This is a genomic window from Pseudarthrobacter sp. NPDC058329 (assembly GCF_042879835.1).
Classification (GTDB): Bacteria; Actinomycetota; Actinomycetes; order Actinomycetales; family Micrococcaceae; genus Arthrobacter.
On record NZ_JBHVZR010000001.1, the window covers coordinates 20,742 to 35,724 of the forward strand.

Genomic DNA, 14,983 nt, shown 5'->3' on the forward strand with positions numbered 1-14,983 from the left:
AGGTGGGTGAGGAGGGTCACGTTAGAATGGCCACCACCCTTGGCCGGCATTGTGGCGCCGTGCCTGCAGGCAGCACAGGAGTTCGATGAGGAACCTGATTCAGGCGGAGCCGTTGCAGCGCGGCGCCCTCGCGGCGCATGAACAGCTCGACGGCAGTCACCTTTCCGAGGCTCCCAGCGGGCTGCGCCCCCTGATCAGGGAGTCCTGGCAGCGGTCCGCCAGCTTCAAGGCGAACCCGGACAACCCTGCCGCCCCGCTGGCCATTGACCGGTCCGAGCTGGATGACTATCGGCGCCGGCACCCGCTCGCCGCCATCATGCCGGTCATCAACAAGCTCCTGGTCCAGCCCAGCCACGACAGCGGACTGCTGGTGGCAGTAGCGGACGAGGTGGGCCGGCTGCTTTGGGTTGAAGGCGACCCCGCCCTGCAGCGAAGGGCGGAAGGCATGATGTTCGTTCCCGGCGCCGACTGGTCCGAGGCCACCGTCGGCACCAGTGCGCCCGGTACTGCCCTCGCACTTGGCCGCGGCATCCAAATCGCCGGTGCGGAGCACTACCAGCGTGCCGTCCACGCCTGGAGCTGCACCGCCGTCCCGTTTCACGACCCTGACTCCGGAGCACTCCTTGGGGTTGTGGACATCACCGGCACTGACACCGCGGTGGCTCCGCACACCCTGTCCCTGGTCGAAGCGACCGTCGCCGCCGCTCAGGCGCAGCTGCGGATCGAACGCCTGCAGTCGGCGGCGCTGGCGGACAAGCCGGCACGACGACGGCAGGGCAGTACCGCTTCCCGCGCGGAGGGGCCAGCGGCCAGGGAAGGCAGCCTCTACCGCAACAGCCTGCAGTTGCTGGGCCGCGACCAGGCCCTGCTCAGCCTCGAGGGCAGGACCGTTGTCCTGTCCGCACGCCACAGCGAAATCCTTGCCTTGCTCAGCACCCACCCAGGCGGTCTCAGCGCGGAAGAACTCAGCGTCCTGCTGTACCCCCGGGACGGTTCCACGATTACCCTCAGAGCCGAAATGGTGCGCCTGCGGAAAGTGCTCCAGCAGCTCAACCCGGGGGCTGTTCCCGGCTCCCGGCCCTACCGGCTGCCGCTGGACCTTGCCCCGGACAGTGCCCAGGTGCTGAGCTGCCTGCAGCGAGGTGCCCACCGGATCGCCCTGGAAATATACCGGGGTGCCGTGCTTCCCCGCTCCGAGGCGCCGGGCATCATCGAGCTGCGGAACAAGGTTTCCTCGCTGCTGCGCGAAGCAGTCTTGACGGATGGCAGTGCCGAGGCCCTGCTCAGGTATGCGGGCCTCCCGGAGGCAAGGAACGACGTCGGCGTCCGCCGTGCCGCGCTCCGCCTCCTGCCTGCCCGCTCGCCCAAGCGGGCCGCCGTCGTCGCGGACCTGGAACGGCTGGAAGCAGAACTGCGAGCCTAAATGCCGTGACCTGGGTCACGGCGGTGCAACCTTGCTGCAACCCTCATGCCCCTACGCTGGGCTCCAACGGCGAAAGCCTGATCTGCACAGCAAAGGAGCTAGCAATGACTGTTTACGCACAGCCCGGAACCGAGGGTTCGAAGGTCACTTTCAAGGACCGCTACGAGAACTGGATCGGCGGCGAGTGGGTTGCCCCCGTCAAGGGCCAGTACTTCGAAAACATCACACCGGTGACGGGCAAGGCCTTCTGCGAGGTGGCCCGCGGTACGGCCGAGGACATCGAGCTGGCGCTGGACGCAGCGCACAAGGTTGCACCGTCGTGGGGCAAAACGTCCGTGGCCGAGCGCGCCGCGGTCCTGAACAAGATCGCCGACCGGATCGACGAGAACCTGGAAATGCTCGCGGTGGCCGAGTCCTGGGACAACGGCAAGCCCATCCGGGAGACCCTCAACGCCGACCTTCCGCTCGCGGCCGACCACTTCCGCTACTTCGCCTCTGCCGTCCGCGCCCAGGAGGGCCGGCTGTCCCAGCTCGACGACGACACCACCGCCTACCACTTCCACGAACCGCTCGGCGTCGTGGGCCAGATCATCCCGTGGAACTTCCCGATCCTGATGGCAGTGTGGAAGCTGGCCCCGGCGCTCGCCGCCGGCAACGCCGTGGTGCTGAAGCCGGCGGAGCAGACACCGGCCTCCATTTTGGTCCTGATCGAACTCATCGGCGACCTCCTCCCGGCCGGTGTGCTCAACATCGTCAACGGCTTCGGCGTGGAAGCCGGCAAGCCGCTGGCCTCCAGCCCCCGGATCCGCAAGATCGCGTTCACCGGCGAGACCACCACGGGCCGCCTCATCAGCCAGTACGCCAGCCAGAACCTCATTCCGGTCACCCTGGAACTGGGCGGGAAGAGCCCAAACATCTTCTTCAACGACGTCGCCCAGGACAATGACGCGTTCTATGACAAGGCGCAGGAGGGCTTCGCCCTGTTCGCCTTCAACCAGGGCGAAGTCTGCACCTGCCCGTCCCGTGCGCTGGTGCAGGAAGACATCTACGAGTCCTTTATGGCTGATGCCATCGCCCGGGTGGAGAAGATGGTCCAGGGCAACCCGCTGGACACCGAGACGCAGGTGGGTGCCCAGGCCTCGAACGACCAGCTGGAAAAGATCCTGTCCTACATCGACATCGGAAAGCAGGAGGGAGCCAAGGTCCTGACCGGTGGCGGCCGCGCCGAGCTGCCGGGCGACCTGGCGGGCGGCTACTACGTCCAGCCCACCGTCTTCGAAGGCCACAACAAGATGCGGATCTTCCAGGAGGAGATCTTCGGTCCGGTGGTGGCCGTTACGAAGTTCAGCGATTACAGCGACGCCATGGGCCTGGCCAACGACACCCTGTACGGACTGGGCGCCGGAGTGTGGTCCCGCAACGGCAACGTTGCATACCGGGCAGGCCGCGAAATCCAGGCAGGCCGCGTTTGGGTCAACAACTACCACGCCTACCCGGCAGGGGCTGCGTTCGGGGGCTACAAGTCCTCCGGCATCGGGCGGGAGAACCACGCGATGATGCTGGACCACTACCAGCAGACCAAAAACCTGCTGGTCAGCTACAACGAAAACAAGCTGGGCTTCTTCTAGGCCATGGTTGCGGGAAGCGCGATTGATGCCGCAGTAACGCTGCCCGGGGAGGACTTCTCCCGTGTGGCGCTCACCCCGGCGGCCGCGGAGCTCTTGCGGAAGCTCTGGCTCCAGCACGGGCCGCTGATGTTCCACCAGTCCGGCGGGTGCTGCGACGGGTCCTCGCCCATGTGTTACCCGAAGGGCGACTTCCTCACCGGCGACTCCGATGTCCTGCTGGGCCTGTTCGATGTTTCAGATGGCTTGGAACCCCGGCCCCTGGAGTTCTGGATGTCGCGGGAACAGTTCAACTACTGGAGCCACACGCACCTGACCGTTGATGTGGTGCCGGGGCGGGGCAGCGGCTTTTCGGTGGAAGCACCGGAAGGCAAGCGGTTCCTGATCCGGTCCACCCTGATGGACTGGCCTGCGTAAGAGTTCGGTCTAGAGCCCTTGAGGCCCTCCTGTGGGAGGGCCTCAAGCGTTTTTGCAGAACAGGGTTCGGCAGGAAGGCCGTCTCACCATTCGGAACAATTGGGACCGTCCAGTGGATGGACACTATCGTTGATAGGTCTGTTTCCATCAGAAATCAGGATTGTGATCCCCCTATGAACCTTCTCCGGACCAAATCTATCGAGCAGTCGATGGCCGACGCCGATGAACCCGGACGCAAGCTCAAACGCTCCCTCAGTACCTGGGACCTCATGATCATGGGCGTCGCAGTGGCCGTGGGCGCCGGCATCTTCTCGGTCGGAGCGAAGGCGGCAGCCAACTTCTCCGGCCCCGCCGTCACGCTGTCCTTCGCGATCGCCGCCATCACCTGCGCCCTTGCCATCATGTGCTACGCCGAGTTTGCCACTGCCATCCCCGTGGCAGGCTCCGCCTACGTGTTCACCTACGCCACCATGGGCGAACTCCTTGCCTGGATCATTGGCTGGAACCTGATCCTTGAGCTCTTCACCGCCGCCGCGGTCATTGCCAAGTACTGGGGCATCTACCTCAGCAAGGTCTTCGCCCTGATGGGCGCCGACATTCCCGCGGCAATTTCCCTCGGCGGCGTGGACCTCTACTGGGGAGCATTCCTCATCGTTGCCGTGTTCACGGTGCTGCTGGTGCTGGGCACCAAGCTGTCCGCCCGTGTGGGCAACATCTTCACCCTGATCAAGATCGGCGTGGTCCTCTTTGTGATCGTTGTGGGCTTCACCTATGTGAAGTTCGAGAACTACACGCCGTTCATCCCGGCCGCCGAGCCCACGGGCGGGGCAGGCGCAGCCGACGTCCTGAAGCAGTCGTTCTTCGGTTTCCTCACTGGAGCCGCCCCGGCACAGTACGGCACCCTCGGCATTTTCGCCGGCGCCGCACTGGTCTTCTTCGCCTTCATCGGCTTCGACGTGGTGGCCACCTCCGCTGAGGAAGTGAAAAACCCGCAGAAGACCCTGCCGCGCGGTATCTTCGGCGGCCTTGCCCTGGTGACGCTGCTCTACATCCTGGTTTCCCTGGCCCTGACGGGCATGGTGTCCTACACCCAGTTGGCCGAGGCTGAGAGCCCCACCCTTACCACCGCCTTTGAAGCAGTGGGCGACACGTCAGCAGCCAAGATCATTGCATTCGGTTCCCTGGTGGGCCTGACCACCGTGATCATGGTGCTCCTGATGGGGCTGTCCCGCGTGGTCCTTGCCATGAGCCGCGACGGCCTCCTGCCGCGGGCGCTGTCCAAGACCAGCGAGAAGCGGTCCACCCCGGTGCGTCTCCAGATCATTTGCGGCGCCGCAGTGGCGCTGGTGGCCGGCCTGACGAACGTGGACCTGCTTGAGGAAATGATCAACATCGGCACGCTGTCCGCGTTTGTGGTGGTGAGCCTTGGCATCCTGGTGCTGCGCAAGAAGCGCCCGGACCTGAAACCGGCCTTCCGTGTCCCCTTCGGCAAGGTCCTGCCGGTTGTTTCTGCAGTGCTTTGCCTCTACCTCATGACCAACCTCGCCGTGGAGACCTGGATCTTCTTCGCCATCTGGCTGGCGATTGGACTCGCCATCTACTTCGCCTACGGCCAACGCCACTCCCGGCTGAACGAGCGGTTCAGCGAGGCCAACACGGCCGTCAACGGCACGCCCGTTGCAGCCCGCAAGGACGACGAAGACGAGCTGACCCGCGCCTGACATCGCTCGAGCTGCTTACCAGCAACAGAAACCGCCCGCTGATCCTGAATCAGCGGGCGGTTTCCTTTCCCCGGCCGTGCAGGAATTCAGGTGCAGCCGGCCGCACTTTGGAGTTCAATAAGTGGATTGAAGGTGGCCGGAACGGTGCGGAGGAGCGGACGTTATGCAGATGACCATGGAGGCGGTGGCCACGGCTTTCTCCAGCCACCGCTTTGAGGACGCCATACCCCAACTGGACGACGACATTGTCTGGGAGCTGGTGGGCGGCGAAGCCCTCACCGGCAAGCTGGGCGTGGTGGATGTATGCACGTCCCTGGCGCGGGACCTGAAAGACGTGCAGACCACTTTCGATCGGTTCCGGGTGGTGGTGGCTTCGTCAAGCGTGGTGGTCGACAGCGTTGCCAGCTACGTCTCTGCTGATGCCAGCATCAGCCGGGTTGCGTCGTGCGACATCTACGACTTCGAGGACGCGCGGGTGGTCAGGATCCGTTCCTACAACGTGGAGCTGGGAGCCCGCAGCTGATATTCAGGGTGCGGCGTGCCGGCCCACCCAGTCCACCAACGGCCGCAACTCATCCCACAACGCCCCGATCTCCCGCACAGCTGTGGGCGTCTCCAGCCAGGCCGGCTGCCCAAGGTCGGTGCTGGCCGCCAGGGACTTGTGCTTCAGCAGCTCACCCCGGGGATGGTCCCGGGGGTACCCGCGCGGGACGGTTTTGAGCTGTTCCCCTTCCACCACAAAACCGGCAGCACTGACGGCGTCGACAATGTGCCAAGTGACTCTCCTGTTCCGGAGGCATCCACCGAGTTGCGGTACCTCGCCAGTTGGGCCGGCGTATGGGAGTGGTAGCCACCGCCCACCAGCAGCCCGTCCGCGCTGACCTGCAGGTAATAGCCCATGCCTTCCTGGACGGACGCAAAAGCACCCTGCGCCGTTTTGTAGGGTGACTTGTCCTGGGAGAACCGGATGTCCCGGTTGGGCCGGAAAATCCGGCCGGGGCCAAACCGGGGCTCAAGTTCCGCCAGCAGGAGGGTGATGGGTTCCCGGACCAGCTCCTGGTACCGGTCCTTATGCTCCAGCCACCACTCACGGTTGTTGTTGTCCTGCAGCTCTTTGTAGAACTCGAAGGCGCCGGCGGGTATGCCGTGGAAAGTTGTCATGCGTTGATCCTAGGGACGGCTGCCGGTGGTGGCCATGGGCCTGGTGCCTATGTGGAAAGCGCCACTATTTGGAAAAAAACCACCCCGCCACGGGAAACCGTAGCGGGGTGGTTTTTCAACTGCTTAGGAAAGAAGCTGGATCAGCCGATCTTGTTGGCAGCCTCTGCATCGGAGGTCGGTGCTGACGGGGCAGCCACGGTCCCGAGGTTGGCGCGCAGCTTGGCGCCGAGTTCGGCGTCAACGTTGGTCCAGTACTGGATGGCACGTTCCTTGATGCCGGGGCTCTTGACGCCGCCCACGGCGCCCGTGATGGTCTCCAGGAAGCGGCCCTTGGCGGCTTCGTCGTAGACCTCGCGGTACAGCGTGCCGGCTTGGACGAAGTCGCTGTCCTCGGCGTGGAGGGAGTGCGCGGCAAGGGTCAGCTCGCCGTCGTTCTCCCAGCCGCCCGCCGGGTTCTGCGGCTCAACTGCAGCCGGTCCGCCCACGGAGTTGGGGGCGTAGACCGGCACGGACGGGGCGTTGAAGTGGTAACGCCCGGCGCCGTCCTGGCTGTAGTTGTTGACCTGGTTCTTCGGCTGGTTCACCGGGATCTGGGCGTGGTTGGTGCCCACACGGTAGCGGTGTGCGTCGGCGTAGGAGAAGATGCGGGCCTGCAGCATCTTGTCCGGCGAAGCGGCGATGCCCGGTACGAAGTTCGACGGCGCGAAGGTGGCCTGCTCGATCTGCGCGAAGTAGTTCTCCGGGTTGCGGTTCAGCTCCATGGTGCCCACCTTGATCAGCGGGTAGTCAGCGTGCGGCCACACCTTGGTGAGGTCGAACGGGTTGAAGCGGTAGGTCTTGGCGTCCTCGTACGGCATGACCTGGACGTGCAGGTCCCAGGACGGCAGGTTGCCGGCGGCGATGTTTTCGGACAGGTCGCGGATGTAGAAGTCAGCGTCCGAGCCGGCCAGCTGCTCGGCCTGCTCGCTGCTCATGGAGTTCACGCCCTGGTTGGACTTGAAGTGGTACTTGACCCAGAAGCGCTCGCCCTCGGCGTTGATCCACTGGTAGGTGTGTGAGCCGTAGCCCTGCATTTCACGCCAGGAGGCGGGCAGGCCGCGGTCGCCCATGAGCCAGGTGACCTGGTGTGCGGACTCGGGGGAGAGAGTCCAGAAATCCCACTGCATGTCGGCGTCGCGCAGGTGGGTGCCCGGCAGGCGCTTCTGCGAGTGGATGAAGTCCGGGAACTTGATGCCGTCGCGGATGAAGAACACCGGGGTGTTGTTGCCCACGAGGTCGTAGTTGCCCTCGGAGGTGTAGAACTTGACGGCGAATCCGCGGGGATCGCGCCAGGTGTCCGGGGAGCCGTTTTCGCCGGCCACGGAGGAGAAGCGGATCAGCATCTCGGTTTCGACGCCGGGCTGGAGGAAGGCTGCCTTCGTGTACTTGGACACGTCCTCGGTGGCCTTGAACGTACCGAATGCACCGCCGCCCTTGGCGTGCACTACGCGCTCCGGCACCCGCTCGCGGTTGAACTGGGCGAGCTTTTCCACCAGGTAGTGGTCAGTCAGAATGATGGCACCGTCGGCACCGGTTGACTTCGAGTGCGCGTCGGACGTAACGGGGGCACCTGACTGGGTTGTTGAAATGGCAGTCATTGTTCTCCTATTTCTCTTTTTCTTGTGACTGACGATTGGAAGGAAGTTGTTGGGACTGCTGGCAGTCCTGGCAGATGCCCTGGTACATCACATCGGCGATCTGGATGGTCATCGGCTTAGCGTTCTCGTCCCAGTGCGGTGTGAGGCAGGGAGCGTGGCCCACCGCGCAGTCCACGTCCTCCACCCGGCCGCAGCTGATGCAGATGGCGTGGTGGTGGTTGTCGCCCACCCGGGTTTCGTACAGCGCAGGGGAATGCGGAGGTTCAAACCTGCGCAGCATATGCAGGTCCGTCAAGTCCCCCAGCACCACGTAGACAGACTGGGCCGTAAGTTCAGGAAGCTCGGCGCGGGCCGCAGAAAGGATGCTTTCGGCAGGGGAATGCGGGTGGCGCTCGACGGCGGCGAGGACCGCCAGCCGCTGCTTTGTCACCCTGCGGCCATGGGCGCGCAGGGCGGCAGCCCATGCCTCGTGGCCGTCAAAGTGCTCTGTCATGTCACCATTGAAACACTTATTATGAACATCTCACAATAAGGTGTGGCTAACCTCGCCGGAACCCTGGTCCCCGATAACCGTTCCATAGAAAAGGGAGGAGGAAAAGGTGCACAAACACTGCAACGGACTCAAGACGGCGACGCTGTTCGGTGCCCTCTGGGCGGTACTGCTGGGCCTCGGGGCGCTGATCGGCGCCAGCACACGAAGCTCGGCGCCGATCTGGATCATGGCGCTGGTAGGGGTGGCTACCACGGCGTACGGCTACTGGAACAGCGACAAAATAGCCATCCGCTCCATGGCGGCTTACCCCGTCACCGAAGCGCAGGCTCCACAGCTGCACCAGATAGTCCGGGAGCTGTCCGTCCGGGCCAACCAACCCATGCCGCGTATCTATCTTTCGCCCACCATGAATCCGAACGCCTTCGTCACGGGCCGGAATCCCCGGAACGCTGCCGTCTGCTGCACCGAGGGCATCCTTGGGCTCCTGGACGCCCGCGAACTCCGCGGAGTCCTGGGACACGAACTGATGCATGTCTACAACCGGGACATCCTCACCTCATCGGTGGCTGCCGCCGTCGCCGGGGTGATCACCTCGGTGGGGCAGATGCTGCTGTTCTTTGGCGGCGACCGGCGCAATTCCAACCCGCTGGCGATGCTGGCGATGGCACTGCTCGCCCCCTTCGCGGCGTCTCTCATCCAGTTGGCGATCTCCCGCACCCGGGAGTACGACGCCGACGAGGACGGTTCGCAGCTGACCGGCGATCCGCTGGCGCTTGCCTCAGCCCTGCGCAAGATTGAGCAGGGCGTCACCCGTGTGCCGCTTCCGCAGGACCAGGGGCTGGTGAACGCCTCGCACCTGATGATCGCCAACCCGTTCCGCGGCGGTGCCATGAACAAGCTGTTCGCCACGCATCCGCCCATGCGGGACCGCATATCGCGGCTGGAACGGATGGCCGGCAGGCAGTTCGGCTGATCGTGACCCGCAAACCGAAGTGCCGCCGTCGCACTTTCCCTGAGGTGACCTCCTCATGTGGCGACAACGGAAACCATCCTGGACACGCGAAATCGCTGGCGCTACCCGAGTAAAGGTAGCGCCGGCGATTGTGTGTGGCGGCAAAACTTTTGTGCGTCGAAACCCGACGGCGGGCGCTGCTAGCTGCGGAAGTTCACGAACTGCAGGTCCGCCTCGTCGAAGTCCTTCAGCAGTGCCATGGTGGCCTGCAGGTCGTCGCGGGACTTGGACGTTACCCGCAGTTCGTCGCCCTGGATCTGGGACTTCACGGACTTGGGGGCTTCGTCGCGGATCAGCTTGTTGATTTTTTTCGCGAGGTCCTGGGCGATGCCCTCCTTGATGGAAGCTTCGAGGCGGAACTCCTTGCCGGAGGCGTAGGGTTCGCCGGTGTCCAAAGACTTCAGCGAGATGCCGCGGCGGATCAGTTTTGACTGCAGGACATCCAGTACCGCCAGGACGCGTTCCTCGGAGTTGGCCTTCATCAGGATCTTCTCACCGCTGAAATCCACCTCGGCGCCTACGCCCTTGAAGTCGTAGCGCTGGGCAAGTTCCTTCTGTGCCTGGTTGAGGGCGTTTGCCACTTCCTGTTTGTCCACTTTGCTTACGACGTCGAACGTTGACTCGCCTGCCATGACTCTCCTTGTGCTGGTGGGAGCCCCGTCCGCGGACAGGGCCTGGGTGGCTGGATTCAAGCCTAATACGGATGCTCCTGATGAGGGGGGAGCGGTATTCACAGTTCCCTCTCAGCGGACGTTCCGGGGGAACGAAGGAGGCCCGGGCAGAGTTGTAGGAGTTGGAAAGCCGCACGAAGGGAACACCATGCACCGCAAGGCCGTCCGATATGTCACTCAAACCACCTCGGCGGCCGCCGGCGCGGTGGCAACAGCAGCAACCTCAGTGGCGGCAGCGGCGGTGGCTGCATCAATCATCTTCAGTCCGGTGGCTGATGCCGCCTCCCGGATGGAGGGTGTCAGCGAGGACCTGCTGCGCGCCGTGCAGCTGAACCAGATCACCGAGGAGCAGGCCTTGAAGTTCGAGGCCCGGCTGGCCGGGCGGATCCTGGGCGAAGCCTGACGCGTCCCACGCCTGTGCTGAAGAGTGTGAAAGTCCGGAAATGCGTGCCATTCCGGGCTTTCGTGCCCCGATTCGATTCTTCGGCGGAAGTTCTGTATTGTTGTGTTGCCCGCGGTTACTGGAAGCGGAACGGTCCGGAAACGGACGTTTCACCAACTGCAGCCGAGGGTGATCTTCTTTTGAAGTTCGGCAGATTACCCGAGCGGCCAAAGGGGGCTGACTGTAAATCAGCTGGCAACGCCTACGGGGGTTCGAATCCCTCATCTGCCACCCACGCGGTGAATCGAGACATTCTTTATGGATGATTCGGATCATCAAAAACACCCCGGTCCGAGGACCGGGGTGTTTTTCTTTGCCTGGTTTTCTGGCGTGGTACTACCGGGCCTGGCTCCATGGTGGGCCAGTATCGGCAGTCTTCGCCCTACGGTGCGGTCTGCCCGGCCGATTCCGGATCCGAGGAAACCTCCGGCTCCGGAGTCTTTTTGGTCCCGGGGGCGGGCTCCATGCTCTGTTCTGCCTCGGGGGCAAGGTCTGCCGGCACGGTGGCGCCCAGTTCGTTCGCTCCTGGCTCTTCGGTTCCGGCAGAGCCGGTGTCCCCGCCGCTGGGGCTGCCGTTGGTCGTCAGGCCACCTTCCTGGGTGGAGCCTTCCTCAGCTTGCCCGGGCGCCTGCCCCACGTCTCCAGTCGATTTTTCCGGATCACCGGGAACGGCCGTATTGCCGCTCAATGCCTTGCCGAGCGTGGTCGTGTGCTCCGCGGCATCGTCGTCCATGCTCGACGTGGACGAGACAAGGCTGGAGATGGGCTGATTGGTTCCGAACTCGACCGCCGTGAGACCCACCATTGCGAGAACGAAAGCGGCAGCACTGACTGCTCCGACCTTGATCCACGTCCTGGGGGTAAGCCGCCTGCTCGCAGCCTTGGGTTGAAGTTCATCGCTCCCGGCCGGGGCGCTGTCGGCTGGAACGTCGTGCTCAGTCCGCAGGCCCTGCTTGCCTCGCTGAGGGATTTTCGTGAGTGCCATGGTGGCGGCCGAACTGAGCGTCCGGGCATAAAGAGCGGCGCCTACCGTGGCAACGATGGAGCCGAGGGCGGCACCGATAAGTGTTCCGGCAACTCCTAGAAAGGACCCCACCAAGGCGGAGGTCACCGCGGCCAAAGCCGAGCCAATTGTCTGGGTGCCACTTAGTCCGAGGAACTGTTTTGGCTTGTCGTCGGTAGCAGAGTCCGCAGGCATATCTTTACACGCAATCAGTCAGGGTATGTTACGAACAGATAACGATACCAGCCCTGCGGTTGGTGCAGTGCTTACTGTGAGCACTGCCACCCCAAGGAGAAGCCTTTTGAACCATACGTTTCAGGAGGCCTGGAGGAGTCCTTCGAGCTCCCCGAATTCCCCGGCGAAGGGGGGGGCATCCGCCGTCGACAGTGCAACCGGCCCGGCGTAGTCTTGCACCATCGGCGCACGTGCCCCGATGCCTGCGTCGATCAAAGAATCGATAAAGGAGGACCAATGAGTGCCGTACGTGAATTCATGACGACGGACGCACAGTGTATTAAGGAAAACCAGTCCCTCGCCGATGCTGCCCGGATGATGTTGGATCTGGACTGCGGATCGTTGCCGATCTGCGGAGACGACGGCAAGCTGAGGGGCATGATCACCGACCGCGACATCGTGCTCAAGTGCGTTGCCGCAGGACGCGATCCCCGCGAAATGATGGCGCATGACCTCGCCTCGGGCCGGCCCTACTGGATCGATGCCGACGCGAATGTTGATGCGGCCATCGAAATGATGGAAAGGTACCAGGTCCGGCGGCTCCCGGTCATCGCCGACCACAAGTTGGTAGGCATCATCAGCCAGGGAGACATCGCCCGCAACTACTCTGAACAGCGTGTTGGTGAGCTCGTGGAGCACATCTCGGAACGCAAACGGATGAACGCATAGCTGGAAGTCCCTGCCCGGAATTTTCCCGCGACCAACGCCACGGAGTCCCCTCCGTGGCGTTACTTCGTGTCCCGCCCTGGCCTTGTCCGCAACTCCCTGCCTGAGAGGTTAGGAGCCGCGGACAAGCTGGGGGAAAGCGCCTCCGGCATCCTCAGTTCAGGGCGATCAGGAGCATCTGGCTGGTCCCCGGGACGCAGGTCTGCAGGATGGCCCGCGGGAAGCCACCGAAAACTGCGATGACGTCGTTGGTGGTTCCAGGGTTGGGTACCTGGCCCCTGGCAGTCGCCGTATAGGTTCCGTAGCCGGGGATGCTGACCGTCTCACCCACCCCTATTCCGGAGAAGCGCGCCCAGCCGCCGCAGAAATCATGCTCTGTGATGAAGAGCGAGTAGCCGTCGTTCGGGGTGTAGTGGATCGGTCCGATGCAGGCGTCCACCATCGACTGCCCGCCTGCGCCGGCCACGTAGATGGTACGGATTGCGGGAGCGGCCGGAACTGCGGCGGGAGCAGCAGCGGGCGCCTGGGCCTGAGCAGGAGCCGCTGCCGGGGCCGGAGCGCTGGCAGGTGCGGCTTCCGCTGCGGGGACTGGAATGGCCGGACCGGTCAGGACCAGTGTCTGTCCTGGAACGATGATGCTGTAGGCGCTGAGCCCGTTGGCAGCAAGCATCGCGTTCATGTCCACCCCGAACCTGCCCGCGATGGCACCCACGGTATCGCCGGGCGCCACCGTGTACAGGTTGGCGTCCGGGGCGGGAGCCGCAGGAGCCGCAGGCGGCTCTGGAGCGGGTGCCTGCTCGACGGCGGGTGGTGCCGGAGGTACGTCCGCGGGCGTCTCGGCAGGAGGAGGCGCCGCGGCAGGCGCAGCCGCCGGAGCGTCTGCGGACGCAGCACCCTGGTCCTGGCCAGCACCGGACGAGGTGCCGGAGGAATCGACGCCGGCGGCAGCCCGGCCCTCGGCTTCGGCCCCTACGTCTGCTTCGAGGGCAGCCTCGGCAACGGGGGCGGCCGCCGTCGTATCCTGCAGCAGGGAGGTGGCCGGTGCAGCGAGCGCCCCGACACCAACGGCCGCCGCAACGGCAACGGTGGCCATCCCGGCCCACAACTTGTTGCTGATGGCCGGCCGGCCGAGTGCCAGGTCAGGCCCGGGGACATCGGGGGCGAAACTGCGGCTTGGTGGCTCTGTGCCTTGAAAGTACAGCTCGTTCATGGGTTGCCCATCGAGGGTCGGTCCCACCAGGCTGCTGCAGGCGCACGAAGCGAAGGCGGGGTGGATCGAGGTGTGATGCGCCCGACGGCCCTACTCCAGATTGGCCGCCATTGGCACATGATGGAGGCGTCCGCATACCCAGAAGATACGGAAGCTCCGCGAGGAGGCGCTGCCATCCGGAAGCCGTCCGGTGAACAGGCCAGCACGTGTTCGTTCCTAGGAATCCCGAGTCTAGGAAGTGCGGAGGCCGGGGGCACCAGTAGGGATTACCCGAATATTTTGGCCCGGTACTTGGGCGTTCCGGCCCGGATACTCATTCCGGGCCGGCCTGGTACTTGCTGCAGGAACAGTGTGGGTTAACGGCTGTGCTGGTCCTTCAGCTGGGCAAGTTCGCGGCGAAGCAAGGCCATTTCCGCCACCAGTTCTGCCAGCTCGGCACGGACTGGTTCCTCAGCATCAGCCACTGCTTCGGCCGTATCCTCCACCCGCTGGACCAGCCAGGACGCGATGGACGCCGTGACGACGCCCAGGACGGCTATCCCGCTCATCATCAGGGCGGCCGCCACCATGCGGCCGATGGGCGTCACCGGGTACATGTCCCCGTACCCAACGGTGGTGATGGTGGTCATGGCCCACCACAGTGCATCACCGAAGGTGACGATCTTGGCGTCCGGGGCTGACTGCTCAACGTCAAGGACGGCGAGGGCGCCCACAAAGACCAGCATGGCGGCCGATCCCGCCACGTACGTGACGACGCGCCCCCGGAGGGTGTCGCCCAGCGTCCGGTGCAGTACGGACAACAGCGTCACCAGCCGGAGCAGCCGCAACGGCCGAAAGAACGGCAGGGCAACAATAAGCAGTTCATGAAGGTTCCGGAAGAACCAGCTGCTCCGGTCTTCCGCCAGCCACAGGTTGGCGATGTAATCCACGGCAAAGATGCCCCAGGTTGCCCACATCACGGCCTCCAGCCAGAAGGCGCCGCCGCCTTCAATGCGTCCGACCACCTGCAACGCGTACGCTGCCAGGAAGATGAGCGCCGTCATCGTCAGCGGCCAGTCCGCCAGGTCCCGGTACCGTTGTTGGGTCATGCAGGAAATCCTACGCGGACGCGTGCCGGCGGTTTCGCGCCTGCCAAGCCGGGACGGCTCACCCAGCAGCGACACCAGGACATTACGCGGAAGCGGCGCACGGCACCTTCGCGGAGCCCGCTGACCGACTCCACGACCCAACGCTGATGCCCCTCAGAATAAGCGTCCCTCATCCCGCTG

14 protein-coding genes, 1 tRNA gene and 1 pseudogene are annotated in these 14,983 nt (G+C 64.3%); 9 read left to right on the forward strand and 7 right to left on the reverse strand.

Annotated elements, in window-relative coordinates; genetic code table 11:
- Nucleotides 1-85 precede the first annotated feature (85 nt).
- From ACFVYC_RS00085 to ACFVYC_RS00105, 5 genes are all read left to right on the forward strand, one after another.
- Complete coding sequence (locus ACFVYC_RS00085) at nucleotides 86-1,423, forward strand: GAF domain-containing protein (RefSeq protein ID WP_387545295.1); 1,338 nt, start codon at nucleotides 86-88, stop codon at nucleotides 1,421-1,423.
- 104 nt (nucleotides 1,424-1,527) lie between these two features.
- Nucleotides 1,528-3,051, forward strand: a complete 1,524-nt coding sequence (locus tag ACFVYC_RS00090) for an aldehyde dehydrogenase family protein (RefSeq protein WP_387545298.1) — start codon at nucleotides 1,528-1,530, stop codon at nucleotides 3,049-3,051.
- 3 nt (nucleotides 3,052-3,054) lie between these two features.
- Nucleotides 3,055-3,465, forward strand: a complete 411-nt coding sequence (locus tag ACFVYC_RS00095; protein WP_387545299.1) for a DUF779 domain-containing protein — start codon at nucleotides 3,055-3,057, stop codon at nucleotides 3,463-3,465.
- A 173-nt stretch (nucleotides 3,466-3,638) separates the two neighbouring features.
- Nucleotides 3,639-5,186 (forward strand): amino acid permease, encoded by a 1,548-nt coding sequence (locus ACFVYC_RS00100; protein WP_387545302.1) that lies wholly within the window; start codon nucleotides 3,639-3,641, stop codon nucleotides 5,184-5,186.
- A 163-nt stretch (nucleotides 5,187-5,349) separates the two neighbouring features.
- Nucleotides 5,350-5,709 carry a nuclear transport factor 2 family protein gene (locus ACFVYC_RS00105; RefSeq protein ID WP_387545304.1) on the forward strand — a complete coding sequence of 120 codons (360 nt, stop codon included), beginning with the start codon at nucleotides 5,350-5,352 and terminating at the stop codon, nucleotides 5,707-5,709.
- Nucleotides 5,710-5,712: 3 nt separating this feature from the next.
- On the opposite strand, the pseudogene ACFVYC_RS00110 reads toward ACFVYC_RS00105, so the two are convergent.
- The 3 genes and pseudogenes from ACFVYC_RS00110 to ACFVYC_RS00120 form a co-directional block, all read right to left on the reverse strand.
- Nucleotides 5,713-6,347: pseudogene (locus ACFVYC_RS00110) on the reverse strand (DUF2461 domain-containing protein).
- Nucleotides 6,348-6,487: 140 nt separating this feature from the next.
- Entirely contained in the window at nucleotides 6,488-7,984 is a 1,497-nt protein-coding gene (locus ACFVYC_RS00115) for a catalase (protein ID WP_387545306.1), read from the reverse strand.
- Between the two features lie 7 nt (nucleotides 7,985-7,991).
- Complete coding sequence (locus tag ACFVYC_RS00120; protein WP_387545307.1) at nucleotides 7,992-8,477, reverse strand: Fur family transcriptional regulator; 486 nt, start codon at nucleotides 8,475-8,477, stop codon at nucleotides 7,992-7,994.
- A gap of 106 nt (nucleotides 8,478-8,583) precedes the next feature.
- On the opposite strand from ACFVYC_RS00120, the gene htpX reads away from it, so the two are divergent.
- Entirely contained in the window at nucleotides 8,584-9,450 is an 867-nt protein-coding gene (htpX, locus tag ACFVYC_RS00125) for a zinc metalloprotease HtpX (RefSeq protein ID WP_387545309.1), read from the forward strand.
- Between the two features lie 179 nt (nucleotides 9,451-9,629).
- Here the strand turns inward: htpX and ACFVYC_RS00130 are convergent, their stop codons facing one another.
- Complete coding sequence (locus tag ACFVYC_RS00130) at nucleotides 9,630-10,121, reverse strand: YajQ family cyclic di-GMP-binding protein (protein WP_050054209.1); 492 nt, start codon at nucleotides 10,119-10,121, stop codon at nucleotides 9,630-9,632.
- A 187-nt stretch (nucleotides 10,122-10,308) separates the two neighbouring features.
- On the opposite strand from ACFVYC_RS00130, the gene ACFVYC_RS00135 reads away from it, so the two are divergent.
- Together ACFVYC_RS00135 and ACFVYC_RS00140 are read left to right on the forward strand one after the other, a co-directional pair.
- Nucleotides 10,309-10,563 (forward strand): hypothetical protein, encoded by a 255-nt coding sequence (locus ACFVYC_RS00135; RefSeq protein WP_387545312.1) that lies wholly within the window; start codon nucleotides 10,309-10,311, stop codon nucleotides 10,561-10,563.
- 188 nt (nucleotides 10,564-10,751) lie between these two features.
- Nucleotides 10,752-10,833 (forward strand) — tRNA-Tyr (locus tag ACFVYC_RS00140).
- 151 nt (nucleotides 10,834-10,984) lie between these two features.
- Here the strand turns inward: ACFVYC_RS00140 and ACFVYC_RS00145 are convergent.
- Nucleotides 10,985-11,800: a hypothetical protein gene (locus ACFVYC_RS00145; protein ID WP_387545315.1), complete on the reverse strand. Its 816-nt coding sequence runs from the start codon at nucleotides 11,798-11,800 to the stop codon at nucleotides 10,985-10,987.
- A 276-nt stretch (nucleotides 11,801-12,076) separates the two neighbouring features.
- Here ACFVYC_RS00145 and ACFVYC_RS00150 point away from each other — a divergent pair, with 276 nt between their 5' ends.
- A complete protein-coding gene (locus ACFVYC_RS00150) occupies nucleotides 12,077-12,508 on the forward strand; it encodes a CBS domain-containing protein (RefSeq protein WP_387545317.1) in 432 nt (143 codons plus the stop codon).
- Nucleotides 12,509-12,659: 151 nt separating this feature from the next.
- Here ACFVYC_RS00150 and ACFVYC_RS00155 read toward each other — a convergent pair whose 3' ends face one another.
- Nucleotides 12,660-13,715: a LysM peptidoglycan-binding domain-containing protein gene (locus ACFVYC_RS00155; RefSeq protein ID WP_387545318.1), complete on the reverse strand. Its 1,056-nt coding sequence runs from the start codon at nucleotides 13,713-13,715 to the stop codon at nucleotides 12,660-12,662.
- A 356-nt stretch (nucleotides 13,716-14,071) separates the two neighbouring features.
- Entirely contained in the window at nucleotides 14,072-14,803 is a 732-nt protein-coding gene (locus tag ACFVYC_RS00160; RefSeq protein ID WP_387545321.1) for a potassium channel family protein, read from the reverse strand.
- Nucleotides 14,804-14,983: the final 180 nt, after the last annotated feature.